25 protein-coding genes are annotated in these 25,848 nt (G+C 61.6%); 8 read left to right on the forward strand and 17 right to left on the reverse strand.

Annotated elements, in window-relative coordinates; translation table 11 throughout:
* Positions 1–142: 142 nt before the first annotated feature.
* The 3 genes from tnpA to TERRO_RS13400 form a co-directional block, all read right to left on the reverse strand.
* The gene (gene tnpA / locus TERRO_RS13390) at positions 143–592 is read right to left on the reverse strand and encodes an IS200/IS605 family transposase (RefSeq protein ID WP_014786227.1); all 450 of its coding nucleotides are present in this window, start codon (positions 590–592) and stop codon (positions 143–145) included.
* A gap of 245 nt (positions 593–837) precedes the next feature.
* On the reverse strand, positions 838–2,370 hold the full coding sequence (locus TERRO_RS13395) for a fumarate hydratase (RefSeq protein ID WP_014786228.1): 1,533 nt from the start codon (positions 2,368–2,370) through the stop codon (positions 838–840).
* A gap of 49 nt (positions 2,371–2,419) precedes the next feature.
* Complete coding sequence (locus TERRO_RS13400) at positions 2,420–2,953, reverse strand: Uma2 family endonuclease (RefSeq protein ID WP_014786229.1); 534 nt, start codon at positions 2,951–2,953, stop codon at positions 2,420–2,422.
* A gap of 53 nt (positions 2,954–3,006) precedes the next feature.
* On the opposite strand from TERRO_RS13400, the gene TERRO_RS13405 reads away from it, so the two are divergent.
* Complete coding sequence (locus tag TERRO_RS13405) at positions 3,007–4,341, forward strand: amidase (protein ID WP_014786230.1); 1,335 nt, start codon at positions 3,007–3,009, stop codon at positions 4,339–4,341.
* 100 nt (positions 4,342–4,441) lie between these two features.
* Here the strand turns inward: TERRO_RS13405 and TERRO_RS13410 are convergent, their stop codons facing one another.
* Positions 4,442–4,888: a carboxypeptidase-like regulatory domain-containing protein gene (locus tag TERRO_RS13410; RefSeq protein WP_157178344.1), complete on the reverse strand. Its 447-nt coding sequence runs from the start codon at positions 4,886–4,888 to the stop codon at positions 4,442–4,444.
* Between the two features lie 59 nt (positions 4,889–4,947).
* On the opposite strand from TERRO_RS13410, the gene TERRO_RS13415 reads away from it, so the two are divergent.
* Positions 4,948–6,360, forward strand: coding sequence for an aspartate ammonia-lyase (locus tag TERRO_RS13415; RefSeq protein ID WP_014786232.1), 1,413 nt, complete (start codon positions 4,948–4,950; stop codon positions 6,358–6,360).
* Positions 6,361–6,416: 56 nt separating this feature from the next.
* Here TERRO_RS13415 and TERRO_RS13420 read toward each other — a convergent pair whose 3' ends face one another.
* Positions 6,417–7,127 carry a DUF481 domain-containing protein gene (locus TERRO_RS13420; RefSeq protein ID WP_014786233.1) on the reverse strand — a complete coding sequence of 237 codons (711 nt, stop codon included), beginning with the start codon at positions 7,125–7,127 and terminating at the stop codon, positions 6,417–6,419.
* 179 nt (positions 7,128–7,306) lie between these two features.
* On the opposite strand from TERRO_RS13420, the gene TERRO_RS13425 reads away from it, so the two are divergent.
* Complete coding sequence (locus tag TERRO_RS13425) at positions 7,307–7,912, forward strand: c-type cytochrome (RefSeq protein ID WP_014786234.1); 606 nt, start codon at positions 7,307–7,309, stop codon at positions 7,910–7,912.
* Between the two features lie 254 nt (positions 7,913–8,166).
* On the opposite strand, the gene TERRO_RS13430 is transcribed toward TERRO_RS13425, so the two are convergent.
* Positions 8,167–9,351 (reverse strand): DUF481 domain-containing protein, encoded by a 1,185-nt coding sequence (locus TERRO_RS13430; RefSeq protein WP_041592582.1) that lies wholly within the window; start codon positions 9,349–9,351, stop codon positions 8,167–8,169.
* 46 nt (positions 9,352–9,397) lie between these two features.
* Here TERRO_RS13430 and TERRO_RS13435 point away from each other — a divergent pair, with 46 nt between their 5' ends.
* Complete coding sequence (locus TERRO_RS13435; RefSeq protein WP_014786236.1) at positions 9,398–10,105, forward strand: trimeric intracellular cation channel family protein; 708 nt, start codon at positions 9,398–9,400, stop codon at positions 10,103–10,105.
* Positions 10,106–10,327: 222 nt separating this feature from the next.
* On the forward strand, positions 10,328–11,068 hold the full coding sequence (locus TERRO_RS13440) for a GvpL/GvpF family gas vesicle protein (RefSeq protein WP_014786237.1): 741 nt from the start codon (positions 10,328–10,330) through the stop codon (positions 11,066–11,068).
* Positions 11,069–11,170: 102 nt separating this feature from the next.
* Here TERRO_RS13440 and TERRO_RS13445 read toward each other — a convergent pair whose 3' ends face one another.
* The 3 genes from TERRO_RS13445 to TERRO_RS13455 are packed head-to-tail and all read right to left on the reverse strand — an operon-like array spanning position 11,171 to position 14,980.
* Positions 11,171–12,796 (reverse strand): rhamnogalacturonidase, encoded by a 1,626-nt coding sequence (locus TERRO_RS13445; RefSeq protein WP_014786238.1) that lies wholly within the window; start codon positions 12,794–12,796, stop codon positions 11,171–11,173.
* A 60-nt stretch (positions 12,797–12,856) separates the two neighbouring features.
* On the reverse strand, positions 12,857–13,087 hold the full coding sequence (xseB, locus tag TERRO_RS13450) for an exodeoxyribonuclease VII small subunit (protein WP_014786239.1): 231 nt from the start codon (positions 13,085–13,087) through the stop codon (positions 12,857–12,859).
* Positions 13,088–13,108: 21 nt separating this feature from the next.
* Positions 13,109–14,980 carry a bifunctional homocysteine S-methyltransferase/methylenetetrahydrofolate reductase gene (locus TERRO_RS13455; protein ID WP_014786240.1) on the reverse strand — a complete coding sequence of 624 codons (1,872 nt, stop codon included), beginning with the start codon at positions 14,978–14,980 and terminating at the stop codon, positions 13,109–13,111.
* A 123-nt stretch (positions 14,981–15,103) separates the two neighbouring features.
* Here TERRO_RS13455 and TERRO_RS13460 point away from each other — a divergent pair, with 123 nt between their 5' ends.
* Positions 15,104–16,600 carry a hypothetical protein gene (locus TERRO_RS13460; RefSeq protein WP_014786241.1) on the forward strand — a complete coding sequence of 499 codons (1,497 nt, stop codon included), beginning with the start codon at positions 15,104–15,106 and terminating at the stop codon, positions 16,598–16,600.
* A gap of 47 nt (positions 16,601–16,647) precedes the next feature.
* Here TERRO_RS13460 and TERRO_RS13465 read toward each other — a convergent pair whose 3' ends face one another.
* The 5 genes from TERRO_RS13465 to TERRO_RS13485 all read right to left on the reverse strand — a co-directional run bounded on the left by TERRO_RS13465 (position 16,648) and on the right by TERRO_RS13485 (position 21,032).
* A complete protein-coding gene (locus tag TERRO_RS13465; RefSeq protein ID WP_014786242.1) occupies positions 16,648–17,349 on the reverse strand; it encodes a hypothetical protein in 702 nt (233 codons plus the stop codon).
* 2 nt (positions 17,350–17,351) lie between these two features.
* Positions 17,352–18,272, reverse strand: a complete 921-nt coding sequence (locus TERRO_RS13470; RefSeq protein WP_014786243.1) for a UDP-3-O-(3-hydroxymyristoyl)glucosamine N-acyltransferase — start codon at positions 18,270–18,272, stop codon at positions 17,352–17,354.
* A gap of 2 nt (positions 18,273–18,274) precedes the next feature.
* The gene (locus tag TERRO_RS13475; RefSeq protein ID WP_245536093.1) at positions 18,275–19,291 is read right to left on the reverse strand and encodes a lysophospholipid acyltransferase family protein; all 1,017 of its coding nucleotides are present in this window, start codon (positions 19,289–19,291) and stop codon (positions 18,275–18,277) included.
* A gap of 74 nt (positions 19,292–19,365) precedes the next feature.
* Positions 19,366–20,055 (reverse strand): lipid-binding SYLF domain-containing protein, encoded by a 690-nt coding sequence (locus TERRO_RS13480; RefSeq protein WP_041593287.1) that lies wholly within the window; start codon positions 20,053–20,055, stop codon positions 19,366–19,368.
* A gap of 311 nt (positions 20,056–20,366) precedes the next feature.
* Positions 20,367–21,032 carry an energy transducer TonB gene (locus TERRO_RS13485; protein WP_014786246.1) on the reverse strand — a complete coding sequence of 222 codons (666 nt, stop codon included), beginning with the start codon at positions 21,030–21,032 and terminating at the stop codon, positions 20,367–20,369.
* A gap of 75 nt (positions 21,033–21,107) precedes the next feature.
* Between TERRO_RS13485 and TERRO_RS13490 the strand changes: the two genes are divergently transcribed.
* Complete coding sequence (locus TERRO_RS13490) at positions 21,108–21,653, forward strand: hypothetical protein (RefSeq protein ID WP_014786247.1); 546 nt, start codon at positions 21,108–21,110, stop codon at positions 21,651–21,653.
* Here the strand turns inward: TERRO_RS13490 and TERRO_RS13495 are convergent.
* Both TERRO_RS13495 and dcd read right to left on the reverse strand, forming a co-directional pair.
* Complete coding sequence (locus tag TERRO_RS13495) at positions 21,650–22,297, reverse strand: response regulator transcription factor (protein WP_014786248.1); 648 nt, start codon at positions 22,295–22,297, stop codon at positions 21,650–21,652. The two genes, TERRO_RS13490 and TERRO_RS13495, sit on opposite strands and share 4 nt — an antisense overlap.
* Before the next feature lie 6 nt (positions 22,298–22,303).
* Positions 22,304–22,858, reverse strand: coding sequence for a dCTP deaminase (dcd, locus tag TERRO_RS13500; RefSeq protein ID WP_014786249.1), 555 nt, complete (start codon positions 22,856–22,858; stop codon positions 22,304–22,306).
* A gap of 189 nt (positions 22,859–23,047) precedes the next feature.
* Here dcd and TERRO_RS13505 point away from each other — a divergent pair, with 189 nt between their 5' ends.
* A complete protein-coding gene (locus TERRO_RS13505) occupies positions 23,048–23,329 on the forward strand; it encodes an HU family DNA-binding protein (protein ID WP_014786250.1) in 282 nt (93 codons plus the stop codon).
* Positions 23,330–23,337: 8 nt separating this feature from the next.
* On the opposite strand, the gene priA is transcribed toward TERRO_RS13505, so the two are convergent.
* On the reverse strand, positions 23,338–25,821 hold the full coding sequence (gene priA, locus TERRO_RS13510; protein WP_014786251.1) for a replication restart helicase PriA: 2,484 nt from the start codon (positions 25,819–25,821) through the stop codon (positions 23,338–23,340).
* Between the last annotated feature and the right edge of the window lie 27 nt (positions 25,822–25,848).

Genomic DNA, 25,848 nt, shown 5'->3' on the forward strand with positions numbered 1-25,848 from the left:
TAACAGCTCATGAGAAGACCGCAAGATCTCCACCTCGCATGAGATCAGCGCGCTGTAGGCGCGCGACTTCCCAGTCCAGGGCAACGCCCTGGGTCACCGCTCGCCAGCAGGATGATCGGGCTGAAGGCACGCGACAAAATGCTCACGACCAAACGAATCTCTCGTCGAAGTCCACATCGTAGGCTGCGAACAACGCGCGCATCTCCGCCTGAAAATCACGCCGCACGTGATGCGTCGCCTGGTTATCGATGTATTCGATCAAGGCCGCCTTGTCCCGTAACCCAACAGAGAACACGGCATAGCCCTTCTGCCATGCGAAGGTTGAGAACTGCGGATCTCTCGCCTTGATCCATTTTGAGGACGAGACCTTCAGGCGCTCGACCAGCTTGGCAACCGATTCAGTTCTCGATAGGAAGATGGCGAGATGCACATGGTCCGCCACTCCACCGACGCGCAGCAGAACATTGTCAGACTGTACGGCGCCCACCAGATAGGCATGCATTTCCAAACGGATCGAATCGTCTAGCCAGGGGCAACGATCCTTCGTACTGAAGACGATGTGAACCAACACCCGCGCGAGAGACTGCGACATGGCGGCAGTCTAGCCAGGGCCTTCACCACCTTCATCCTGTTGGAGAACCTAGGGCGGGAGGCATTTTGTCGCGCGCCTTCAGCCCGCTCGATTTATGGCCGATTTTGACCCAGGGCTTCGCCCTGGGCTAGGAAGTCGCGCGCCTACAGCGCGCTGGTCCATGCGGAGACGCTGGCCCTGGGCTTTAACGTTCTTCTACCCTCGCAACATGCATTCAAGGGTTCGAAGCGTCGCGGACTGAGCGTCTACTGCAGGATCGGTACGCCCGCCAAACTCCCACCACCGGCAATCCGCGCCGACCACTCCGCTGGGCCCGTCGTGTGTACGCTGGTTCCATCGGCGCTGACGGCCACCGTTACCGGCATATCGACCACCTCAAACTCATAGATGGCCTCCATTCCCAGATCCTCAAACGCGAGCACTCGAGAAGCCTTGATCGCCTTCGACACCAGGTAAGCCGCGCCGCCCACCGCCATCAGGTACACCGCGCCGTTGTCGCGAATCGCATCAATCGCCTCCGGCCCGCGCTCACTCTTGCCCACCATGCCCAACAGATGCGTCGTCTCCAGCATCTGCCGCGTGAACTTGTCCATACGAGTGGCGGTCGTGGGACCGGCGGGGCCGACGACCTCTTCCCGGACAGGATCGACCGGCCCGACGTAGTAGATAAAGCGATTCGTGAAGTCCACCGGCAGCTTCTCGCCGCGGTTTAGCATGTCGATCATCCGCTTGTGCGCGGCGTCGCGGCCCGTCAGCAGCTTGCCGTTCAACAGGACGACCTCGCCCGCCTTCCAAGTCGCCACTTCTTCCCGAGTGACCGTGTCCAGGTTCACGCGGCGCGCATTCAGCGGGTTATAGGTCAGCTCTGGCCAGTCGGCCAGTGATGGCGCCTCCAGCTTCGCGGGCCCGCTGCCATCCAGGTGAAAGTGCGCATGACGCGTGGCTGCACAGTTCGGAATCATCGCTACCGGCAGGTTCGCCGCATGGGTCGGCGCATCCAGAATCTTGATGTCCAGCACCGTCGTCAGGCCGCCCAGCCCCTGCGCTCCAATGCCCAGCGAATTGACCTTGCGATACAGCTCAATCCGCAACTCTTCGATCTTTGAGGCAGGCCCGCGCGCAATCAACTCCTGCATGTCGATGGGGTCCATCAGCGCCTTCTTGGCCAGCAGCATCGCTTTCTCGGCCGTGCCGCCAATGCCGATGCCCAACATGCCCGGCGGGCACCAGCCCGCACCCATCTGCGGCACCATCTTCATCACCCAGTCTGTGACTGAGTCGGACGGGTTCAACATCGCAAACTTGCTCTTCGCCTCGCTGCCGCCACCCTTCGCCGCGACGATCACGTCCACACCGTCGCCCGCAACCAGCTCCGTCACCACGCACGACGGCGTGTTGTCCTTCGTGTTCTTGCGGCTGAACGCCGGGTCCGCCAGCACCGACGCACGCAAAGGATTGTCCTTATCGCCATACGCCCGGCGAACACCCTCGTCGCACATGCCCTGAATATCCAGCGTGGCATCGGCAAACTGCACGCCCATGCCAATCTTCAGGAAAATCGTCACAATGCCGGTGTCCTGGCAGATGGGCCGGTGGCCCTCCGCGCACATACGGCTGTTGATCAGGATCTGCGCAATCGCATCCTTGGCCGCAACCGACTCCTCCAGCTCATACGCACGAGCCAGATTCCTGATGTAATCCGCCGGATGGTAGAAGCTGATGTACTGCAGCGCGTCCGCCACGCTGCTAATAAAGTCTTCCTGCTTAATCTGGGTCATCGCAGATCTATTGTATTTCCTTGGAAATACAAGGAGCGCGTGTCACGGTTCAGGCCACGTCCAAGGTGGCGAAGATCGACCGGATGTCGAGATGCAGTGGGACCCCCTGCAGTTCAAGCGTCCCCTCCGAACGTTCCAGGAAGCCACCCGCATTCATCACGAACACCACACGAGCCTGGGGGTCAACGATCCAGACCTCTGGCACACCCATCCGCAGATAGTCTTCACAACGGCGGCGCATACCCATGACCGTATCGCGCGGCGACAGTACCTCGACGCACAGGCGCGGCGCCTCGCGGATGATCTGCGTCTTCTTCCAGCCTTTGGGCAGGAGACATACGTCAGGGACGCGGAACCGGGTGGCCGAAACCTGGACCCGAGTCTCCATACTGGAGCGAAAGCCTTCAGACCGCAGGCCCTCGAGGACCTGCATGATCGCGAATTGGATATCCGCGTGATCGAATTCCCCCACGTTCCGTTCCTCCAGAACACCATCCACGTAGTCGACGTCCGGCCGGTAGACCGATCCGAGGTACTCGCCAACCGGGATGTGGGGAACCGAAACTGCCGCAGTTGCAGCCATGACTGCCTCCGTGACCACAGCCTACACCTGCCCAGTGCCTAGAATGAAGCTCTATGACACCCATCGGACAGCTTCTGGACCAGCTTCAAGCGCGCACAACCACCAGCGTCGAAATCACCGAGCGACACCTGAATGCTGCGGAAGATACGTCCGGCGAAGGCGCACGCGTCTTTACGCACATCGATGCCGACCAGGCGCTTCGCGAAGCCGCAAGGACGGACCATCTCCGCGAATCCGGCACAGACCAGCCGCTTCTGGGCCTCCCCGTCTCGGTCAAAGATCTCTTCGATGTCGCAGGCGAAGTCACCACCGCCGGCTCCGTCGTCCTTGCCAACGCAGCACCTGCGGCAAAGGACTCTTCTGTCGTCGCACGCCTCCGCGCCGCGGGGGCGGTCCTTATCGGCCGCACCAACATGACGGAGTTCGCCTACAGCGGCCTTGGCCTCAATCCGCACTACGGCACACCCGCCAATCCGTGGGATCGTGCCAACCGGCGCATCCCCGGCGGTTCGTCTTCGGGAGCTGCCGTCTCCGTCACGGACCTGATGGCCGCCGCGGCCATCGGCACCGACACCGGCGGCTCCGTCCGCATCCCCGCGGCACTCTGCGGCCTCGTCGGCTTCAAACCCACTGCCAGACGCGTCCCCATGGACGGCATCGTCCCACTCGCGCGTTCCCTCGACTCAGTCGGCCCGATCGCGCCCACGGTCGAATGCTGCGCACGGCTCGACGCGGTCCTTAGCGGCGACTTCTATCGGCCGCTCGAAACAAAGCCACTCACCCGCATGCGTTTCGGCATCCTGCAGGGCTACGTCCTCGAAGGTCTCGATGAACCAACCGCCTTCGCCTTCCAGGAGGCGCTGCTCGCCATCCAGTCAGCCGGAGCCCACACCGACCCCGTACATTTCGACGCCCTCAACCGCATCCCCGCCAGCAACCAGACCGCAGCGGCAGAGGCCTTCGCCTGGCATCGCAACCTGCTCGAATCCAGCGGTCATCGCTACGACCCGCACGTCTCCGCCCGCATCCTGCACGGCGCAGGCATGCTCGCCGCAGACTTTCTCGACCTGATGCAGGCACGCCGCGAGATCATCGCCGAAGCCGAAAATCTCTTCGCTCCCTACGACGCCATCCTGCTGCCTACAACGCCATGGATCGCGCCGCCAATCGCCGAGCTCGAAGCAAGCGATGACGCCTACTTCCACGCCAACGGAGCCATGCTGCGCAACACCAGCATCTTCAACTTTCTCGACGGCTGCGCCCTCTCCATCCCAATCCACCGGCCAGGCACAGCCCCCGTCGGACTCATGCTCGCGAACAGCGCGGGACTCGACCGCCAGGTCCTGGAAGCAGGAGCAGCAATCGAAGCCATCATGAACCAACGCTAGAAGCACCTCAAAACAGATATGCCCGGCGCGAAGCCGGGCTACCCATACCTCTCACATCAGCAAGAACTCGTGCGAAGCACGTCGAGAACGGCACGAAGTGCTATTCGACTTTTAGGTCTCGGGTTACTTCTGTCTTGGTGTCGAACGAGCTGATGACCTTCTCCGGGCTCTTCTTGTCGGCGGCCTGCGCCCACAGCTTGAAGTCGTCTTTCAGAGGCACCTGCACAAAGCGGAACTTGCCCGTCTCGTCGACAGAGACGCTCTGCAGCTTGGACGTGCGTTCATTCTTCAGGTAGACCATCGCACCCTTGATGACCTCGCCCTTGCTGTTCTGCACAACGCCCTGCACCGCACGCATCGTCGGCGGCGGCAGATACTTCTCGTTGCCGGAAACACCACCGCGACCAAGACCCCAACTGGTGCCACCGGTTGGCGGTCCCACCTGCTGCGCCATGCCTGCGCTACCTGCAACCGACAACACTACCAAACCGGCAGCCAGAGCCAGACGTACAGGGTGGCCGCAAACTATGCGAAAGGGGGTCTTCATGCAATCAAGTTTAGCGCCAATTCCAGCCGCGCACATCTAACTTTCCAGTGAGGCAGACCGTGTCCGGATTCACAGGAGCAACACGCCAGGAAAAAGACTCCCTTGGCTTCGTCGAAGTGCCCGCAGAAGCCCTCTACGGCGCGCAGACCGCCCGCGCCATCGTCAACTTCCCGATCAGCGGCCTGCGAGCCAGCCCCTTCCTCATCCGCGCCATCGTGATGGTCAAATACGCCGCCGCCAAGGCAAACGGCGATCTCGGCCTCATCACACGCCCGCAGGCCGACGCCATTATGAAGGCCGCGCAGGAGATCCTCGACGGCCAGCACCTTGACCAGTTCGTCGTCGACGTATTTCAGGCCGGCGCCGGTGTCAGCTTCCACATGAACACCAACGAAGTCCTCGCCAACCGCGCCTCGCAGATTCTCGGCGGCACCCTCGGCGAGTACCAGCACGTCCACCCAAACGACCACGTCAACTACGGGCAGAGCACCAACGACGTCTTCCCCACCGCCATGCGTCTCTCCGCCTCGCTCGCCCTGCAGCAGCTCGACCCCGTGCTGCACTCGCTGGCGAAGGGCCTTGAAGGCAAGGCGAAAGAGTTCGACGGCATTCTGAAGTCCGGCCGCACCCACATGCAGGACGCGGTCCCCATCCGCCTCGGCCAGGAGTTCGCCGCCTATACCGTCACCATCTGCCGCGCGAAGGACAATCTGCAATACGCCGACTCAACGCTGTGGGAGGTAGGCCTCGGCGGATCGGCCGTCGGCACCGGCATCAACACGCATCCCGAGTATCGAGAACTGGCCATCCACTATCTGAAACAGATCAGCCACGTGCCCGTCTGGCCCGCCGACGATATGCGTTACGCCATGCAGTCCTGCGCGCCCATGGCCACAGTCTCCAGCGCACTCCGCACCCTCGCGCTCGAAGTCATCCGCATCTCCAACGACCTCCGCCTGCTCTCCTCCGGCCCCAACACCGGCTTCCGCGAGATCGACCTTCCCGGCCTGCAGCCCGGCTCCTCCATCATGCCCGGCAAGGTCAATCCGGTCCTGCCCGAACTCGCAGCCATGGTCGGCTTCCAGGTCATCGGCAACGACGCTGCAGTCGCCATGGCCGTCCAGGGCGGCCAGCTTGAACTCAACGTGATGATGCCCACCATGGCTCACAACGTTCTGCAGTCCATCACCATCCTCACCAACAGTCTGCGCGAGCTAGACCACCGCTGCATCCGCGGCATCACCGCCAATGCCGACCGCTGCGCCTTCTACGCGCAATCCACCGTCTCGCTCGCCACCGCACTCAATCCCTACATCGGCTACGCCCGCGCCGCCCAGGTCGTGAAAGAGTCCATCGCCACCGGCAGGTCCATCATCGACATCGTGCGCGAAGAAAAGCTCCTCACCGAAGACCAGATCGCAACCATCCTCGACGCTCGTGCCATGACCGAACCGCGCCCGAAAGAAGCCTGACCGCAACAGAAAAGGGCCTCGCATCAGCGAGGCCCTTTCCTAAATTCCCAGCAACCTTACTTCTGCCGTCCGAACCGGTACACCAGGCCCACATTGACGCCCAGGTTGTTCTGAACGGTGTTGCCAAAGGTCGTGCCCAGGTACGTCGGCTGCACGCGCAGGGCAAAGTTGTTGTAGATGTTGTAGTCCATCATCGCGCTCACTGAGAACGCAACCTTCGCGTTTGAATCGGGCCACATGCCCAGATCCTCAGACTTCAGGCCCTTGGCATCGCCGCCAAACTTGCTCAGCGCAACGCCCACGCCCGCCGTCGCGCTCAACGAGTACTTCTCGCGCGTCATGAAGCGGTACTGCGGACCAGCCGTCAGCGTGTATTCGCTGACCTGCGGGCTGAACACACCGTTCTTCACCTGCAGGTTGTTGATCTTCGCGTCGCCGTACATGCCGCGAACATCCACCGCCACCGACAACGTCGGGCTCAGGTTGTAGGTCGGCGTCACGAAAAAGTTGATCTGGTTGATCCGCTGCTGGTCTTGGCCCGTGCGGAAACGCAGGAAGCCGCCGCCGCCGGCGATTTCCCAGCGGTGCGTGTAGGCATCCTCAATGTTCCGCTGGATGCGCGCCCGGCGATTCGCGTTCACGCGACGGCTGCGGCCGGGTGCGGGCGTGCCATTGGGCGCGGCCTGGGCAAAGGCTGCGGTGCTGACGAAGAAAAGTGCGGCAGTGGCCAAAAGCGCGCGCGGCGCAGGTTCGGTGAAACGGAACATCAACCAATACTCCTCAAGTGGCCCGCGGGCTTGGTACGTTGATTCCAGTGCGTTCTGTTTAGACGCAGGCGCCAACGCTTTCTGCGCGGGCATCGGTCCCGCCAGACCACAAACCCCATTAGAACATCCGGGCGCGGCAGGTGCACGCTTCTGCGCCCGAACGAAGACAGAGGAATCACTTGGCAAAGCAGACCAGACCACCGGCAAGAGGTGCGCGACGCAGCAACAACAGCGGCGGCGCGGGCAAATTGCTGCTCGGCATGGTCATCGGCGCAGTCCTGACACTCGCCTGCATCGCCGCCTACATGCGCTTCGGCAACCCGCCCGTCGGCACCACCGACGCCAATGCCCTCTGGGAGCCGCTCGTCGCCTCCGTCCCGCTGAACGCGCGAGCACACGCCGAGGCGAAGTCCGCACCGTTCCCCGCCGATGAGGATGTCTTCGAAGGCGCCGCGCACACCTACCATGCACAGTGCGCCAACTGCCACGGCGCACCCGGCCACGACGCCCCGCTCGGCCGCTCCATGGTCCCGCACGCACCGCAATTCTTCGCACCGCGCGACGCCCACACGACTGCCGCACAGTCCCCCGGCGAACTCTACTGGAAGACCGCGCACGGAGCCCGCCGCAGTGGCATGCCCGCCTACGCCAAAACCCTCACCGACACCCAGCTCTGGCAGCTCGCCCTGCTGCTCCACAGCACCCGCGACGAACTACCCGACCCGGTCCGCCGCATCCTCACCGAAGGCATCCCGGCCCCGCAACCAACCGTAGTCAAACCCTGACGCACATCGACTCGCACGCGTCTGGCGGACTGAGGCGCCCATCTAGCCCACTGAGGCGACCTGTCTAGCCCACTGAGCCGGCGCGTCCAGCGGACTGAAGGTCCGCGACTTCCTAGCCCAGGGCGCAGCCCTGGGTTGGCGAACGCAGAAAGATCCCGCGGGCTGAAGGCACGCGACAAAATCTCTCAGCGAAGACGCAAACACGCGCAAGAGAACGAAAGGCCCGCCCCATCTCCCAGGCGGGCCCACAATCCCTACCGCAGCGAATAAGTAAGCCCAGTCGAAAAGGTAAAACTATTCTTCTGATACCCAGACGTCGGGTTATTGATGAAGCTGTCCGTCGCGGTCACATTCATCCCCAGACGCCGAAAGACGGGCGCCAGCAGCGTCGTCGTCCCGTTCGCCGAATACGCATTCAGGTTGTTCCACGCAGGCAGGATCGCCGCCTGCTCCGTGAACGTCATCTTCAGCGGTAGCGTCCGGCGATAGCTCTCCGTAAACGTCGATCCGATCAGGTTCTGATTGATCGACCGATCGAAGAACTGCTGCTTCTCGTAATGCACATCGGCCTTCAGATCCAACTGCTGCACGGCGGTGTTGAATGCCGTCCATCCAAAGCCGCCACCGTAGATCTGCTGAAGATCCATGCTCTGCGAGTAGTTGTGATCGAACGATGTCGCTGCCAGCACATAAAACGTCTTCGTGAAGTACTCATCACGCTCTGCGTCTGCATGCATGATGCTGGTCTTCGACTGGGCATCGGTCGTCGTCCCCGCCAGCGCAGCCGGCGTTGTCAGAACGCCATAGTTCTCCTGAAAGTTCAGGATCGTCTTATTGCGCGCGCGGAAGAACGTCAGCACCGGCACCTGCCGTATCAGCGAAAATCCACCGGCGAGCGAACCGCCATGGATCGTCGACTGCGAGAAGGTCGTTCCCAGATTGACCGTCCCGCCCCAGCCCTGCCACGGACTCACCGTGTGTGCCAGGTCGCGCTCAAAGGTCTGCGCGTCGATCAGGTAAGCAACATCCTTCACGGGCACGCTCGCGCCGGTGTTCCCGTCATTCGTCACCACGGACACATCGGTGCCGTTCATCACAATCTTCCCGGGCACCACCTTTTGCGATACCGCAACCGGATCATTGTGTTTTAGAACAGCAAACGCACCCTGCGTCCGCAGTTCCTTGATCTTCGAAAGAGGTACCGTGATCTCGCCGGTCATGTCGCTTTTGAATACCACGTTGTCGCCGGCGCTCCGCTGCAGCGTCCCACTCAGCTGGTCACCGTTGGTGAACACCAGCACATCCTTCGCGGGCGGCGGTGCCTCCGTTGTCGCCTGTGCGACAGCCATCGTAGTGCCGCCAGACAGCACCGCGAGAAAAACTGCGCACACAACACTCCGCCGCAAAACTTCGTCTCCAAAAAACATCTTGTTACCCATGGTAGGTAGCATAGCTGGGGGACCTCCCAAATCCTTCTATAACGCCATGGCACTCGTCAGCACAATCATCGGCCAGTTCCCGCAGATCGTCGAGCGGATTCCGCTGCCCCCGCGCGCCATCATCTCGCAGGTCTTCTTCCACTACTTCGAGATCGCGGCCATCTCTCTCGGCGCACTTGGTGGAGCGTTATCCCTGCGCCGCGATCGCAGTTCGACCTACGATGTCATCGGTCTTCTCGGGCTTGGCTTGCTCAGTGGCGTGGGCGGCGGCATTATCCGCGATGTGCTCCTCGGCGACGGTCCACCGCTGGCCCTGCAACATCCCTCTTACCTCGCCTACGCGCTCTGTGGCGCCACCATCGCCATCGTCTTCGGCCATACGGTCGGGCCCCGCATGCTGGCATTCATGAACATCGTCGACGCGCTTGCGCTCGGACTCTTCACTGTCGCCGGCAGCACTCGAGCCATGAACGCAGGACTGGGCTTCCTGCCCTGCCTCATGCTCGGCGTCGCCACCGCCGTCGGTGGCGGATCGCTGCGCGATCTCTTCAGCGGCCGCTCGCCAGCCATCTTTCAGGAGGGCGAACTCTACGCTCTCGTCGCCACCTTCTCCGCAGCAGCTTTCCTGGGCGTGCAGCGTATCGGTGTCCCGGTCAATCGCGCCGCAGGCATCGGGACACTCGTCGGTTTCGGCCTGCGACTCCTCGCCATTCGTTACGGCTGGCGCACCCGCGCCGTGCGCATTCTCGAATAAGCTTCCACATCGAAGAGAAAACGTTTTCACGGCTTTCTAAGAAAAGCGAAGCTCCCCGGAAATTCCGGGTAGAAGACGCTTGCCAACCGTTGTTTTGTGCGCTTACTATTCGCTTCGTTCAGGGTATGACAGCAATCGCCTGGAACTCCCCAGGACCGGGATGGTCCTACGTATGTGCGGCCGACCCGCACAACGTGTTGTGCATTTGGGAGAGTTACGCAGATGTCGTGGTACGCATATTGCATCGCGGAAAGGTCATCCTTTCCAGAGCTTCTTCGCCACCGTCGCCCCATGCCGCTCACGGGGATATCCGGACTATTCGGCAACCAGACCTTTGTCTTCCCCGCCAGTGACCTCGCTGTAGTCGTATCCGAGCACACCCACGAAGATAACGCCCGCATGGATCAGCAGGCACAGCGCGATCATGCGCGCGTCATCGCTGAGTGTTTCCGTCACTCCACCGTTCTCCCCTTCCGTTTCGGCACACACTTCGACGACGACGACGCCCTCCGCCGCTCTGTCCGCTCAAACCACCGCCACTTCATCCATAACGTGGAAAGACTGCGCGGCAAGGCCGAAATGCACCTCAAAGTTCTCGTTGACGACACCTGCCCGGAGACACACAAAGTCCTCTCCGGCACCGTCGGCAAGGAATACCTCGCAAGCCTCCGCGAAAACGCCAGCGCCCAGCGCGAACGTCAGAGCAAGGCACGCGCCCTGCAGCTCCAGATGCACCGCATGTTCCTGCCCGACGCCGAAGAAGTCACCTGCAAGCGCGCCGGCGAAGGCAAGATGCTCCTTGACATCGCACACCTCGTCGATCGCAAGCACGTCGAGCGCTACCAGAATAAGTACACGTCAGCCACCGACCTCCTAAAGGACTGCCAGATGCAGCTCTCAGGCCCCTGGCCGCCCTACCACTTTGTGCAAAGGCAACAGCCCGCGCACCACCCCACCAACTAAATCTAGTTGGTCCTTAGCAACAGAGAAGCCCGCTCAAACGAGCGGGCTTTTCTGTTTCCACGAATCAACACGCCTTCGGAGAGCGGCCTCTGCTGTGCCTAACTACAACATCCGCCCTGCCGCATCCGCAATCACAGCATCCTTCGTCGCCCTGCTCCATCCCACCCGCACATCCTTCACATGCCGCAGATCAAACGCGTTCGGCGTGGGCGCGGTTACCGCGAAGAAGTCCGCTCGGGTCACGTCCTCCAGGACAAACGAAGGCCGCGCATCGTTCGACATGGGCTGGATCTCTACATGACTCATCTCAAGATGGCGCACATGCCGCAGGAAGAAACCACCCGCAGGCATCGGCCCAAACATCGCCGGATCGGGATACTTCTCGACCTCTTCCGGCGGCATGATCCTTGCCTTCTCGGCGGAAGCGCCACCCTTGTGCTGCATGTAGAAGTTACTGATCTTGATATCTTCGATCGGGAAATCGGGAATACCCGACAGGATGTTACACAGCGTCGCGTCCGAGTTATACGAGGTGATGTTCTGCACCACGATGCGGCGCAGCGTTCCCACCTTCGTCTCGGGCTTGGGACCGCGCAGACGAGCGCCCAGACGGAAGAACAACGGCCCGGAGATCAGATCGCGCATCGTGATGTTGCTGATGGCAATGTCCTCACACAGCGCGCCATCCTCGCTCTCGAGCGAGAGGCTGTTGCAGCCGTCGAAGACGCAGTTACTGATACTGATGTTCTTGAAGCCGCCATTCGACTCTGTGCCGCACTTGATTCGGCCGGTGCGATAGACCATCGGCGCATCTGCCGCAAAATGCTTGTAGGTTCCATCCAGCACGGTGCCCAGCATGTAATTGCCGCTGACCGTGCAGCCCGTAATCGTGACATTCTCCGTCGCCCGCGCGTAACCCAGCGCATAACTCGACTTCGGACAGATACCGTCATCCCACGGCGAATTCACCGTGCAGTTCGACACGTGCACGTTCTTGCAACAGTCGATATCCATGCCGTCACGATCCGTGTCGATCAGCAGCCCATCAATCACCAGGTTATCGACGCCCGTCAGGAGCAGGCCGAAGTGTCCGCCCTTCAGCAGACGGAACTCCTTGAACGTAACGTTGCGGCAGTTCTTCATCGCAATCGCCTTGTTGCCCACGCCCGCCTGCTCCGCGCGGTACACCGGATAGTCCCCGCGAGGTGCGCGGGCCGCACCATAGGAAAGGCCCTTGCCATAGATCAGCCCCGGCCCGGTGATCGAGACATTCTCAATCCCCTCGCCCCAGATCAGCGAGTTGTGCCAGTGGTTATGTCCGTAGTCCTGATAGGCGTCGTAGCTCGTCACCGGCTCGGCCGCGTCATAGACGCCGCCCATCTGCCCGGTAGTCTCGCCGGGCTTCGGCGACTCCGCCGCCAGGATCACCGCGCCCTGCGACAGGTACAGATGCACATTGCTCTTCAGCCGAATCGAGAAACAAAGGTACGTCCCGGCCGGGAAGACCACCGTGCCGCCACCCGCAGCGCTGGCCGCAGCAATCGCCGCGTTAACACCAGGCGTGTCCAGCGACTTCCCGGTTCCCGTCGCACCGTAGGTCCGCACGTCGAAGAACATCGGCGAGGCCACCGGCGGCGCCCCCGAAGTCTGCCCGGTAGCGAGACTTGGAATGAAGGCTGCAAGGGCGAGCGGGGAGAATTTCAGGAGGTCGCGACGCTGGTTGTTCATAGCGCGAGAATCGTAGCAGAATCAGGCACTGAATCGATTCAACTGCGCGCGGGAACGGCGCTATTCGTCCTCTTCCAGCACCAGTGCTTCCGCCTCGCGCTGCTCGCCGCGGCCGCGCTGCAACAGCACTTCCACGCGTCCTTCCGCCGCCTCCAGCTCCTTCTTGCAGGCATCCGAAAGCTTAACGCCCTGCTCAAAAAGCGCAAGCGATTCTTCAAGCGCCAGATCACCCTTTTCCAGGCGTTCCACCACTGTTTCCAACGTCTTCAACTGTTCTTCAAAGGTAGCCATCGTCGTCCCTGATCTTACGCGCTACAGCATCGCTTCCAGCACTTCCGCAGCAGCGGCATAGCGCGCGAACGGCGCACTCACCTGCACACCCTGCACCATCCCCTGCGCCTCCGCCAACATCTCCTGCGCAATGCGAATTCCCTCAGCACGCGAATGCTCCGGCGATGCAGCGTTTGCAGCCATCCGCGACAGAATCTCGTCCGGCATGCTCACCTTCAAATCGTTCTTCATGAACTCCGCATTCTTCACACTGGTAAGCGGCCAGATGCCCGCAACAATGGGAATGCGGAAGCCTTCGATGCGCTTCAGAAAGGTCTCCAGCAGGCGCATGTCGAAGACCGGCTGTGTGATGCCAAACTCCGCACCAGCCTCAACCTTTGCCGCAAAGCGCCGCACCTCAGCGTCCAGATCCGGAACGCCCGGATTGGCCGCAACGGCAATGACAAAGCCCGTGCTTGAGCCGATGGATGCGCCACCAATATCGAGCCCGTGATTCATATCCCGCACGATGCGCGTCAGTCCCACGGCATCGACATCGAAGACCGCCGTTGCATCCGGGTAGCTGCCCATCTTCGGCGGATCGCCCGTCAGGCAAAGAATGTTGCGCAATCCAAGGGACGACGCGCCCAGCAGATCGCTCTGAATGCCAAGCAGATTCCGATCGCGGCACGTGTAGTGAATGACCGCCTCAATGCCGACCTTCTGCTCGATCTGCAGGCACATGCTGCCCGCGCTCATGCGAGTGCTCGCACGCGGGCTGTCGGGAACATTGATCGCGTGCACGCCCAGCTGCTTCAGCATCCGCGCGCCTTCGAGTTCACGCGTTGCGTCGATGCCCTTCGGCGGCACAATCTCCACCATGCTGACAAACTCACCGCGCGCAATTCGTGCACCGATCAGCGAACGCTCTGCAAGCGGCGGCGGCGCAATCTCGCTTGCCGTTGGCTTCGCACCAGCAGACAGCACACCCTCCGCCTGGGCCTGGATCGCCTTCACGCTGGAGCGCATGGCTTTGATATGTTTCGGCGTCGTACCGCAGCAGCCACCGATCAGGGTTGCGCCCAGGCGCATCGCCTTCCGCGCAAAGCTGGCGAGGTACTCCGGCGACGAAAGATAGATGCTGCGGCCGTCCACGCAGTTCGGCAGACCAGCATTCGGCATCGCTGCAATCGGTAACTTCGTTACTTTGCGCATGCGTTCGATCGTGTCCAGCACCTGCATCGGCCCATCGCTGCAGTTGCAGCCGACGGCCCGCGCGCCCCACTCCTCAAACAGACGTGCAGCGTCCTCCGGCGACGTCCCATCCGCGACGATGCCGGCATCCGTAACGGTCACCATCGCGATCACCGGCAGATCCGGCGCGGCATCGCGTGCCGCCTGGATCGCCGCCTTCGCCTGCGCCATCGACGTCACCGTCTCCACGACAAACAAGTCGACACCCGCAGCCACCAGCGCATCGACCTGCTCACGGTAGGCGGCCAGCATCATCGCCGGATCCGCGTCTTTCTTGTCGAATCCGAGCGAGCCCAGCGCACCCGCTACAAAGGCCTGATGCGCATGCTTCTCCCGAACGCCATCCACGGCGGCGCGTGCGATGCGGACCGCCGCGGTGTTGATCTCCGCAACCTTGCCCTCCAGCCCGAAGCGCTTCAAACGGACGGCGTTGGCGCCGAAGGTGTTGGTCTCGATCACCTCTGCACCCGCTACGAGGTATTCCTCGTGCAGATCCCGCACCATCTGCGGGTCAGTCAGGTTCAGTTCATCGAAGCAGCGGTTGATGAAGATGCCGCGCGCGTAAAACATTGTGCCCATCGCACCGTCACACAGGACGGGTGCAGGACCGAAGAGTCGTTCTACATCATGGGTCTGGGGCTGTGTTTTGGTCTCGGACATGTCTGGTCGCTATCCTTCATCCTACTGCGTCATACACATGTTCCCCATCGGCTCCGGTCTGCTTTGGTATACTTCGGCAGGGCGCGGCAAGGGAGAATTCCCGCAGCACCGTTGAGGTTTCCGTTGAAAAGTGTTTCCGTTGCGCGGTCTGCAACCGCCCTTCTATTTGCTACCGCTGTCACATTGCTGACGGGTTGTGGATACCGCCCTTACAAGACCACTGAGAATCAGTTCGCCGGCCGGCCTGTTCCGCCCTCGAGACTGACCCAGCGCGTGATGGTCGCTATCTCTCAAAACAGTGCGCTCTCCGGCGCGCTGCAGATTCTTGACGCCAAGCGCGACATCCGTTCAAACGTCTACGTGGCGAACAGCACCACGACGATCTCGGCGTTTAGCGGCCAGGCGCAGTCGATCATTAACTACCCAGAGCAGACTCGCGGCTTCGTCTACAGCAGCGACGGCAATGTCAACACCATCAACTACTCCACGGAAGCTGGCCTTGGGCCGACGACCACGAGTACGGGTGTGGTGTCGTCGTACTTCGTTCCGCTGGACACCCAGTCGGTCTACACGGCGACAGAGCGCACCGGCACGGTGAACATCTCCACGCCCGCGACTGCCTCTGCCACGGTCAATTCGATCAATACAAACCTCAGCTTTGCTGTCCCGAGCGTCTATCGCATCGTCGCGAATCCTTCACATACCGTGATCTTGATGATGCTGCGGAACTCCAACATGGTCTATCGCCTGTTGCAGTTGAACGCCGACCAGGTGGCGCCGCCGAATGCGCTGACCTGTCAGCCCGTGAACAAGCCCACCTACTGCGTGGTCCCTGTAGGCGCCACGCAGAGCGACGGCAGTGTTCGTGAGCCCTCGTTCCACCGCCCGGTCAACGCCTACTTCTCGCCCGATGGCACACAGGTCTACTTTCTGAGCTGCGGTCGTGAGTGCGGCGGAACTGCCGCCACGGGTGACGACGTCCCCGGCGTAAACTTCGCCAACCTCGCCAACCTGCGCGTCGACTATTACCCGCCCAGCGCCGCATACACCTCGCCGGTTGTCAGCACGACGAACGTACCCGGCGGTGTGACCGCTGCGCTCTCGGACGGCAACACGCTGTATGTCGCAGGCCAGTCGCTGCAATCGGATGGTTTTTTCGCCGGCAATCTGTCGGTCATTCCGCTGTCGACCAAGACGGTCTCACAGACCTTCTCGATCTCCGACGGTGAGCACACCAAGATGCTCTTCGCCGATAACAACACGCTCTGGATCGGCTCCAACAACTGTGCCAGCGGTGAGCGTTATCACCTGGGACAGAACTACAACTGCCTGACCCGCTACGACATCACGAATAGGGCTGCCGCCATCGTGCCGGCCGTAACGCCCAACGGCGCCACTCGTGTTCCCTATCCCAACGAGAACCTGGACCAGTACTACTACGGCAGCCTGACTGGCCTGTGCTGGGTCGAGAGCCTGAACAAGGTCTACACGGCCTACGGCGGTCAGGTCCATGCCTTCAACACCGTCGATGGCTCCGAGATCGACAACACCAACATCACAGTCCAGGGCACGGCGAACGACGTTGCATACATTGACGCATCGACCAACGTTGCCAACTAAGAACTGCTGTCGCTTCAAAGAAGAGCCGCCCATCCGGGCGGCTCTTCTCATTTGGAATTTGCGGTCGGCTCTTCAGCGGCGGGTTTAGTCTTGCGGAGGTGCAACATCTTGGTCGCTGATATCTCCGGGCGGAGCGGTGACATTCTGGCGATGAGCCACGCCTCAGCATCGCTGCCCAGAGCGTCCTCGCGCAGTTCGAAGACAGGCTTCCCCTGATAGACCGCCGGCGCGATCCCCTGCCATTTTGCTCTCTTCAGATCTGTGCCATTCGGCACAAACAGAGCATCTGCTCGATCCAGATATCGCAGCGCCGACGGCTTGAAGTCGGCGACCGTTGGATCCAGCACCGCAAGGTAGAGATCGGGCCGAAGGAACCGCAGGATGCTGTTGGACTCCACCAGCATGTTCTCCGCCTTTGCAATCTCCTTACGCAGGCGCGGCATTGCTTCGCTCAAGGAACCTGCCGCCAGGTCGCCCTGTTGCGTGCGCACCCACAGGACACGCACAGCGCCGGCAACCAGCATGCGAGAGGTGTCCGTACCGCTGATGCGGCTTCGCTCCTCGCTGAACGCAATCGAGTGGTCAGCGGTCGCGCAATCGCACGCTTCACCATTGGCAGAGCAGACACCATGGCCGTACTGCGTGATCTTCATAGCAGTCCAGCGCATCTCTGGGAACGCGCCGAGAACCTGAGTCGACAGCGTCGTCTTGCCGATGTTCCGCGTGTGTCCACCGACGACGACCAGCATCTCTAGTTTCCTCGGCTAAGCCGCGCAAGATCGCGCAGGTACTGCTTCAGCGGACGCGCCGGCCGGCCCCAGAAGACCTGGCCCGCACCATAGAGCTTCTTATTGCTGAGCACTCCAGCACCGCCGCCCAGTATGACGCCGGGTCCGACGATCGCATGCTCTCCCATACCAACCTGACCGCCAAGAATCGCGCCATCTTCCACGACGCTGGACCCGCTGATGCCCGTCTGCGCCGCGATGATGACATTGCGGCCCAGACGAACGTTGTGGCCGATGTGGACCAGGTTGTCAATCTTCGTGCCCGCGCCGATGCGTGTTTCACCCAGCGCCCCGCGGTCGATGGTGCTGTTCGCACCAATCTCAACATCGTCCTCGATGACCAGGGCGCCCTGCTGCGGAAAGAGGAGATAGCTACCATCGGGCCGACGCGCATAGCCGAAGCCGCGCGCCCCCAGCACGACGCCAGCCTGCACCTGCACGCGCTCGCCAAGTACGACGCCGTCCTCGATCACAACGCGCGCTCCAATGCGACTCTCGCGGCCGACGCACACGCCCCGCCCAATTACCGACCCCGGACCAATCGACACACCTTCCGCGATGGTTGCCGTGTCTGCGACGCTCGCTGTCGGATCGATCTCCGCAACCTCTCGCGGGCGCAATCGATCTGCCACGATCGCAAAGGCAAGGCGCGCATCCGGAACTCGCAGCATGCGCGAATTGTTCTTATCCGCGGCAATCTTCGTATTCACCAGCACCAAGCCAGCGGTCGACGCCAGCGCGTCCGTCAGTGCAGCAGCTGATGTCGCGAAGACAACGGCGTCAGGCCCGGCAGACTCCGGCGCGGCGACACGCTCAATCTCAGCGTCGGCGACACCTTCGGCTGGAACGTCAAGCCACTCCGCGATCTCGTGTGTCTTCGCCATTGCTACCGTGTCTCCGTCGAAATGCCAAGCATCTTGTCGTCCGTGTCCGCCTTCGCAGGCCCAACATTTGCGGCCCGACCATAGATGGGCGGTTCGCCCGGCGGCCGTGTCTTCCAGCGGCGATGCAGCCACAGCCACTGCTCCGGGAAGCGCCGAATGTAGGCCTCGGTGGTCGCTACAAAGAGAGCTGTATTTGCAAGCGCGTCCGCTTCATTGTCCGCCGTGTGCTGTAGCTTGAGTTCCTCACCAAAGTGAAGCACGTAGCGATTTTCTTCCTCAGACCACAGAAGAAAACCGGGTACAACAGCCGCCCCCGTCTTACGGGCGACCCGCGCGAGGCCGCTGGCCGTGCAGGCCGGCACGCCGAAGAAGGGCACAAACACGCCTTGCGGCGGCGTCATGTTGGTGTCCATCAGGATGCCCACCGTCTCGCCCTTGTGCATGGCGCTGATCAGGCCGCGGGCAAAGTCATCTTTATGCAGAACGCGGTTGCCATGCTGGCAGCGGATCGCGTTCACCATGTTGTCCACCAGTGGATTATCCAACCGACGGATCACCATCCCCATCGGATGTCCCAGCAGCGAGTGCACGAAGCTGGAGAGCTCCCAAGCTCCGAGGTGGCCGGTCAGTACCAGGACGCCTTTGCCACGCGCCTCGGCCGCCAGGAAGTTTTCCAGGCCTTCATAGCGCATGACGTGCTCGCGAACGAATTCCGGGGTGTACTTCGACATCTGGCAGAACTCCGCCAACTGCCAGCCCAACGACCGAAACGTCCCACGCAGCACAGCGCTTCGTTCCGCCGGAGACAGCTTCGGAAAGGCCAACTGGAGGTTACGATCACCCGTGCCCGAAAGCCGTCCTGCAAGAGCACCCGCTGCTCCGCCAATCGCTGCACCCAACGAACGAGCCAGACCGCGAGGGAGGAAACGCAACAGCGAGACGGCGCCCAGCACGGCTGCATATTCCAGACGCTGGCGTGCGGTCACGGTTTTTCCCGTCGATGATTGCGTCAGGCTCAAGGCTCCAGTGTAATTCGTCAGCAATAGCAAAGGGCCCCGCGAACGGGGCCCTCCAATGCTCGGTCCGTCACAACCTACTGGCGGCTTGAAACGAAGTACTTTGCCACGGTGCCAACGAACGGCTTCGCATCAGGCGGAGTCGGTACGTTACCGGCCAGAACCGTGCGGAACGGCAGAGCCGAACCGTAGAAGGTGCGCGTATCGTCCTGGTTCTGCGAGAGAACAGTTCCGTCCAGATCGATACCGGCGAACAGGCCCTTCGAACGCGAGTAGGTGAGGAACTCAGCATTCAGCTTCCAGTCGGTACCAGCCTGTGCGTTGCGGCCAACTGGGCCGGCCGAAGCAGCAGCGTCGCCGCCAATCTTGAACTTGTTCTTCAGCATGTGCTGCAGACCGTTCTGGTTCATCGCAACGAGTACCAGGTCCGTGGACTGTCCACCAATCTGGAAGCCGAAGCTTCCGCCGGCGAGCTGCACGAACACAGGTGCGCTCCAGCCATGACCGGTGCGGCACGTCGCCACACCCTGACCGTACTGTGCGCCGACAACGAATGCGCCCTTCTTGAAGGCCGGGATCACGACGACACAGTTTGCGCCACTAAGAATCTGGCTGGGGATCGACTTGTCAGGCGTACCCATGATTTCGTGCAAAATGTTCTGCGAATCGGTCAGGCGCTCATCGAGCTTTGCCTTGTCGGCAGCCATGGCAGGGAGTGCGGTCGCTACAAGCGTCAACGCACACAGTGCAGCTTTGATACGGTTCATCGTCATCACCTTTTCTGCGGCACCTTCAGGCAGGCGCACACATCACTTCCTCAGATGGAAGTGAGGCGGGTCAAGTTGTATGCGATCGAAATCGCTCCAACAGCAACGAACAAATTGGTCTGCTGGAAACCAGACATAACAAAAAAATGGGGGCTGCAGTTTGGGTTCTCACCCTCGCCGACAGCCCCTCTTCTCCCAGGTCTGTGTTACGTAGGTATACGATGCGGTGTCCGGAAGTAACGTGCAAGTTACGGAGGTCTGTGGACTGACAGCGGCACCGAAGTCCCATTTCGCGTCACTGGAACGCGTTCCTATTCTTCCAGCGCGAAGCACTCCCATCCGCAGTCCGCGTCGCGACGGCGGTCGAAGTGAAAACGCAGCTCCCGCTCACTGCGGACTGCGATGCCGTTGCGAAGAGCTTGATGAAAGACCCAGCGCTCTACGGTAGCGACGACCAGATCATCGATCTGCGCTCCCATTCCGCGGCGCGCGTGTACCTGGGCTACGTGCCCGGTATCGTCAATCTCGACGTCGACAATCACGTCTCCCGTTACCCCTGCGCCGGATAGATCCGGCTTTTGACCCGGGAATGCCTGTACGTACAACAGACTGACGGTCCCGCTTCCAAGCGCATCGTTTCCCTGCACCGTCGGCGCTGCGTTCGCATCCTGGGGCATGGCGGGAGTAGGAGTCGTCTTCGGATATTGAGAGTGAGTCGTCACGCGATGAGGAACTGGCGGAGCCGGCTTGCCGGGGTTGTAGGTCACCATGACATGCTGCCCGGTACTTGTGCCCGCAGGTTTAAGACGCGGAGCACTCAGCCACCAGGCATTCACCAGCACGAACACCGCACCCAGGTGGAGAAGAGCGGATAACGTCTTCGGAAAGGAAGTGATCGTCCACTGCCTGCCACTCGAACGCATCCACGCAGCCGTGCCCGGGACAGCAGGACGTTGGGTATCGGTGACGCGTGGCATGCGGCCCATCCTATCCCAACGGCACAAGACAACGCTGCTCGCCTGCGATTGCGGCGGTTGAGTAGACTGCTCCGCATGAGATCGTCTCTACTTCTTGTCGCGCTGGCTCTGCCGCCAGCCTTGCTTTCGCAACAATCAACCCACAGTACCCGTGGGGCGGCCACCACCACGCTTCCTGCGTTCTCCGGCACCTGGGTGCTGAACCCCACGCGCAGCAAGGTGGTTCAACGTTCGAATGGTGAGAGCCGCGCCATCATTCAGTACGACGGCAAGACCTGGCACCACATCCACACGCATCAGGCAGACGAAGAGGGTAAGCCGGACGCGTGGCAGACCACGCTCATCGTCGACTCACCCACACCGCACGTCGTGCAGGGTGAGGACATCACCTTCCGCTCACGCATTCAGCGCGTCGGCACCGCCATGTTGCTGACGGAGACCGGCACCACACTGAATGGTCAGAAGACCACAAACAGTGTGCGCTACACGCTGGAAGATGGCGGCAAGACGCTGGTGGAAACGGAGACAGCCGTGGGTCCGCTGGGCAAGCAGGTCAATATCTACGTCCTGGAGCGTGAGGGCTCCGGTGCCACCGGCGAGCATGACAAGAAGGTCGACTAGGTTGCGGATCCGCCGTCGATCTGCATCTCGATGGCGCGAACGGTTAGCGCAACCCGGTTCGCAACGCCGAACTTCTGAAGCAGCCGGCCCACATGCGATTTCACCGTCTTCGTCTCAACGCCCAGTGTTGAGGCGATCTCGCGATTGGCGCGACCGTCAATCAAGAGGTCAATCACCTCGCGTTCGCGTGGTGTCAGCTTAATATCCGGCGGTCGCGGTTCATCCGGCGCAATTGTGTCGATCAGGCTGGCTAAAACCTTCCGCGGCGCCCAGATGGAACCGTCCGCAACTACTTCTACAGCCATCGTGATCTCACGCGGGCTGGCCGTGTACTGCAGATAGCCCTTGGCGCCACCCGCCACGACACGCTGAATGAACGATGGATCGGTGCGGCTGCCGAGAACGATCAGCCGCAGGCCCGGCCTCGCACGCCGGAAGGCAGCCATCATCGGGAACAGGTCTTCCTCGCGCGTGTCGATCAGGACCATCGACAGGTCACCCTCGCGAAGAGTATCTGGCGCGGTCAGTTGCAACAGTTCACAATTTTCGGACAGCAGCGCACGCAACCCCTCAACGCGGAGTGGATCGCTTGACAACACGCCCACACGAAGTCGCGTCCTCGTCTTTTCTGCCGTTGCGTTCATGCGCCCCTAAAGTTTCGGCAGGACGATTCCCTGCTGCTTTTGATATTTGCCGTTACGGTCAGCGTAACTGGTCTCGCACACTTCGTCCGACTGGAAAAACAGAATCTGGCACAGGCCTTCATTGGCATAAATCTTCGCAGGCAGCGGCGTTGTGTTTGAGATCTCCAGCGTAACGAAACCCTCCCACTCTGGCTCAAACGGGGTCACGTTCACGATGATGCCGCAACGCGCGTAGGTGCTTTTTCCAACGCAGATCGTCAGCACATCGCGCGGAATGCGAAAGTACTCGATCGATCGCGCCAGTGCAAATGAATTCGGAGGGACGATGACGCTCTCTGCTTCCACGCTGACGAACGAGCGCTCATCAAACGCCTTCGGATCAATGATGGCGCTGTTTACATTGGTGAAGATCTTGAACTCACGCGAGACGCGAAGGTCATATCCGTAGGACGACAGACCATACGAGATGCAGCCTGCGCTTACCTGCTTCTCACTGAACGGTTCGATCATGCCGTGCTTGACGGCTTGTTCGCGGATCCACTTATCGGCCTTGATCGACATGCAACTCCCTGCCACTAATACACGCGTGGCGTATGCTTTTCGTTTCGTGTCATCTTACGACAACTACAGCTTCCATCTTCCCACGTGGAACTCTCCGCTCGACAATGGTTGACACCAGCGTCCGTCGTTCCTAACATCGGACGAAGCGCCCAGTGATAGCGGCCGCGAGAGCCGGAAAGGGACAGCAACGTGATCAAGCAGGACCTGATCCAACGAGTAGTCGATCGCACCGGTCTACCTCGCACACGCGCCGAGCAGGCCGTCGAAGAGATTCTGAAGGGCATGAAGAAGGCGCTCACCAATGGGGAACGCATCGAGCTTCGTGGCTTCGGAGTCTTCACCGTCAAGCCTCGCAAGACAGGCATCGGCCGCAACCCGCGCACTGGGACGGAAGTCGATATCGAACCAGGCCGCGCCGTCCGCTTCAAGCCAGGCAAGGATCTTCAGGTCCTCGACAAGCCCACGACGTAGCCGCCGCTTTACATCAGACTGATCGCGTCCACATCCACCACAAGCGCCTTGCGGGGAATTCCCTGAGCCTCTGCGTGCTGCAGCATGGCACGCAGACCCGCCTGCAGGTCACTGCGCCTCTGCGCCTTCAGCAACAGGTGGAAGCGGTAGATGCGCTTTAAACGCGCCACAGGCGCTGCCGCAGGACCCAGAACGCGCACGCCTTGCACCGTTCGCCCCGCGAACCAGCGGCCAAGCTGCCCGCTCCAGGCCAGCGCCTCATTCAGCTCCTGCGACTGCACCAGCACGTTCGCCAGCACGCCGAACGGCGGGTAAAAGAACGGCCTGCGAAACTGCATCTCGCGCCGCGCAAAGCCCAGGTAGTCATGCTCTGCCGCCATGCGGACGGCGTAGTGATCGGGATGGTAGCTCTGCACCAGCACCTTACCCGGCAGATCGCCACGGCCGGCACGTCCACTTACCTGCGTCAGCAGTTGAAAGACACGCTCGGCCGCGCGGAAGTCCGGCATGCCCAGCGCATGATCGCAGCCGACGACACCGACCGTCGTCACGCCGTGAATATCGTGTCCCTTGGCGATCATCTGGGTACCCACCAGCAGGTTTATCTCTCCCGAGTGAAGGCGTTGCAACAGGCGTTCCATGTCGCCGCGGCCCCGCACCGTGTCGCGATCCATGCGGCCGATACGCGCCGCGGGAAAGATCTCCTGCAGCCGCTCTTCCCCCTGCTGCGAGCCGGCGCCCATGTAGTACAGGTGTTCGCTCTGGCACTTCGGGCATGTCTTTGGCACGGTGCGACGGTAGCCGCAGTAGTGACACTCCAGCCGCTCGCCCGGTTCCGCGTGTAAGTCGGAGTCCACGACCGGCTTGTGGAAGGTCATGGCGATGGCGCAGTTCTCGCACTCAATCTTGTCGCCGCACGCACGGCACATCACCACGTAGCTGTAGCCGCGACGGTTCAGCAGGATGATCGCCTGCTCGCCGCGGTCCAGCGTCGCCTGCGTCTCTTCAATCAATCGTCGGCTGAAGATATTCTCCGCGCCGGTCTGCGCAAACTCCGCACGCATGTCCACCAGTTCCACCGCGGGCAGCGGACGATCCATCACGCGCTGCTCCATCTTCAGTAGTGCGTAGCGGCCATTCTGCGCGTTGTTCCAGCTCTCCAGCGACGGCGTCGCCGAGCCCAGCACAACCGGGATGCCGAGCAGCTTCGCACGCATCACCGCAACATCGCGACCGTTGTAGCGCGGCGTCTCTTCCTGCTTGTAGCTGCCGTCGTGCTCTTCGTCGACGATGATCAAACCCAGCGCGGGCACAGGCGCAAAGACCGCAGAGCGTGTCCCTACGACAATGCGCGCCTCTCCCCGACGAATGCGGTGCCACTGCTCTGCGCGCTCGTCCGGCGACAGTTGCGAGTGCAGCAGTGCGACCTCATCGCTGAAGGCAGCGTGCATCTGCCCGGCCATGGCGGGCGTCAGGCCGATCTCCGGCACCAGCAGGAGCGACGCTTTGCCTGCGTCCAGCATGCGGCGCATCGCTGCGAAGTAGACGGCGGTCTTGCCGCTGCCGGTGATGCCGTAGAGCAGGTGGGGCTTGAAGCCGCCTTCGCTCATGGCTGCGGCGATGCCTGCGAGCGCTTCGGTTTGCGTTTCGTTGAGTGCATGTTCGTGCGCATGTTTCTTGCCGGGTGCGTGCACGCCGCCTAAATGAAACGATTCAGTCGCTTCTTCCACGCGCACCAGGCCGCGCTTCACCAAAGTTGCCAGTGTGGACTGCGGAACACCGAACGAACGCAGATCCTGCACACGCAGCCGACCGCCCACCGCGCTTAACTCCACCATGATCTTCATCTGGTTGTCGTTCAGCTTTGGCAGACGAACGTCGTCCACCAGCACGGCGATCTTCTCCAGCCGACGGGCGTCGCGCTCATCCGCTTCTACCTCGCGAGTGAGCCAGCGCTTCTTTACCATGCCCTCGAGCAGCGCCTTGTTCGCACCGGTGGAGCTGCGGAGTGACGTCAGTTTGACGGCGCCACCGCTTTCGAGCGCGTTGAGGACGGCATACTCTTTGTTCTGATCTTCCGGCGTTAGCTTTGAGCGGCGCGACGAGCCTTTGGCAGCGCCCTCGTAGAGCACGCGGCGACCCTGCTCGGCGATGCGGTAGAGCAGCGTGCGACGGATCTCTGCATTCAGCGGCAGCATGCCGCGCAGCACCTCGCCCAGTGGGGCGACGTAGTACTGCGCGATCCACTCGGCCAGCTTCATCAGTTCATCGGGCAGCAGTGCCGCGTCGTCCAGCACCTGCTGTACCGGCTTGATCTCAAAGCCATCGGTGGGCTGGACGCTATGGACGCGAATCACAACGCCCATCAGTCGCTGCCCGCTGAACGGCACCAGCACGCGCGCGCCCACGGCAGGCGCGTCCGCGCCATTCACCGAGTAGGTAAAGGCCCGCTCCAGCGGCACAGGTAACGCAACATCGACAAACAGGGGCACAGCTCTAGTTTAGGTCGTTTGCGGGTC

It is taken from the genome of Terriglobus roseus DSM 18391 (assembly GCF_000265425.1).
Taxonomy (GTDB): Bacteria; Acidobacteriota; Terriglobia; order Terriglobales; family Acidobacteriaceae; genus Terriglobus; species Terriglobus roseus.

What these genes read in the sequence shown, in the direction of transcription:
- tnpA (WP_014786227.1), bottom strand. Translation starts at nt 592, where the DNA reads ATGTCGCAGTCTCTCGCGCGGGTGTTGGTTCACATCGTCTTCAGTACG.
- TERRO_RS13395 (WP_014786228.1), bottom strand. Translation starts at nt 2,370, where the DNA reads ATGACCCAGATTAAGCAGGAAGACTTTATTAGCAGCGTGGCGGACGCG.
- TERRO_RS13400 (WP_014786229.1), bottom strand. Translation starts at nt 2,953, where the DNA reads ATGGCTGCAACTGCGGCAGTTTCGGTTCCCCACATCCCGGTTGGCGAG.
- TERRO_RS13405 (WP_014786230.1), top strand. Translation starts at nt 3,007, where the DNA reads ATGACACCCATCGGACAGCTTCTGGACCAGCTTCAAGCGCGCACAACC.
- TERRO_RS13410 (WP_157178344.1), bottom strand. Translation starts at nt 4,888, where the DNA reads ATGAAGACCCCCTTTCGCATAGTTTGCGGCCACCCTGTACGTCTGGCT.
- TERRO_RS13420 (WP_014786233.1), bottom strand. Translation starts at nt 7,127, where the DNA reads ATGTTCCGTTTCACCGAACCTGCGCCGCGCGCGCTTTTGGCCACTGCC.
- TERRO_RS13430 (WP_041592582.1), bottom strand. Translation starts at nt 9,351, where the DNA reads ATGGGTAACAAGATGTTTTTTGGAGACGAAGTTTTGCGGCGGAGTGTT.
- TERRO_RS13435 (WP_014786236.1), top strand. Translation starts at nt 9,398, where the DNA reads ATGGCACTCGTCAGCACAATCATCGGCCAGTTCCCGCAGATCGTCGAG.
- TERRO_RS13440 (WP_014786237.1), top strand. Translation starts at nt 10,328, where the DNA reads ATGTCGTGGTACGCATATTGCATCGCGGAAAGGTCATCCTTTCCAGAG.
- TERRO_RS13445 (WP_014786238.1), bottom strand. Translation starts at nt 12,796, where the DNA reads ATGAACAACCAGCGTCGCGACCTCCTGAAATTCTCCCCGCTCGCCCTT.
- xseB (WP_014786239.1), bottom strand. Translation starts at nt 13,087, where the DNA reads ATGGCTACCTTTGAAGAACAGTTGAAGACGTTGGAAACAGTGGTGGAA.
- TERRO_RS13455 (WP_014786240.1), bottom strand. Translation starts at nt 14,980, where the DNA reads ATGTCCGAGACCAAAACACAGCCCCAGACCCATGATGTAGAACGACTC.
- TERRO_RS13465 (WP_014786242.1), bottom strand. Translation starts at nt 17,349, where the DNA reads ATGCTGGTCGTCGTCGGTGGACACACGCGGAACATCGGCAAGACGACG.
- TERRO_RS13470 (WP_014786243.1), bottom strand. Translation starts at nt 18,272, where the DNA reads ATGGCGAAGACACACGAGATCGCGGAGTGGCTTGACGTTCCAGCCGAA.
- TERRO_RS13480 (WP_041593287.1), bottom strand. Translation starts at nt 20,055, where the DNA reads ATGAACCGTATCAAAGCTGCACTGTGTGCGTTGACGCTTGTAGCGACC.
- TERRO_RS13485 (WP_014786246.1), bottom strand. Translation starts at nt 21,032, where the DNA reads ATGCCACGCGTCACCGATACCCAACGTCCTGCTGTCCCGGGCACGGCT.
- TERRO_RS13490 (WP_014786247.1), top strand. Translation starts at nt 21,108, where the DNA reads ATGAGATCGTCTCTACTTCTTGTCGCGCTGGCTCTGCCGCCAGCCTTG.
- TERRO_RS13495 (WP_014786248.1), bottom strand. Translation starts at nt 22,297, where the DNA reads ATGAACGCAACGGCAGAAAAGACGAGGACGCGACTTCGTGTGGGCGTG.
- dcd (WP_014786249.1), bottom strand. Translation starts at nt 22,858, where the DNA reads ATGTCGATCAAGGCCGATAAGTGGATCCGCGAACAAGCCGTCAAGCAC.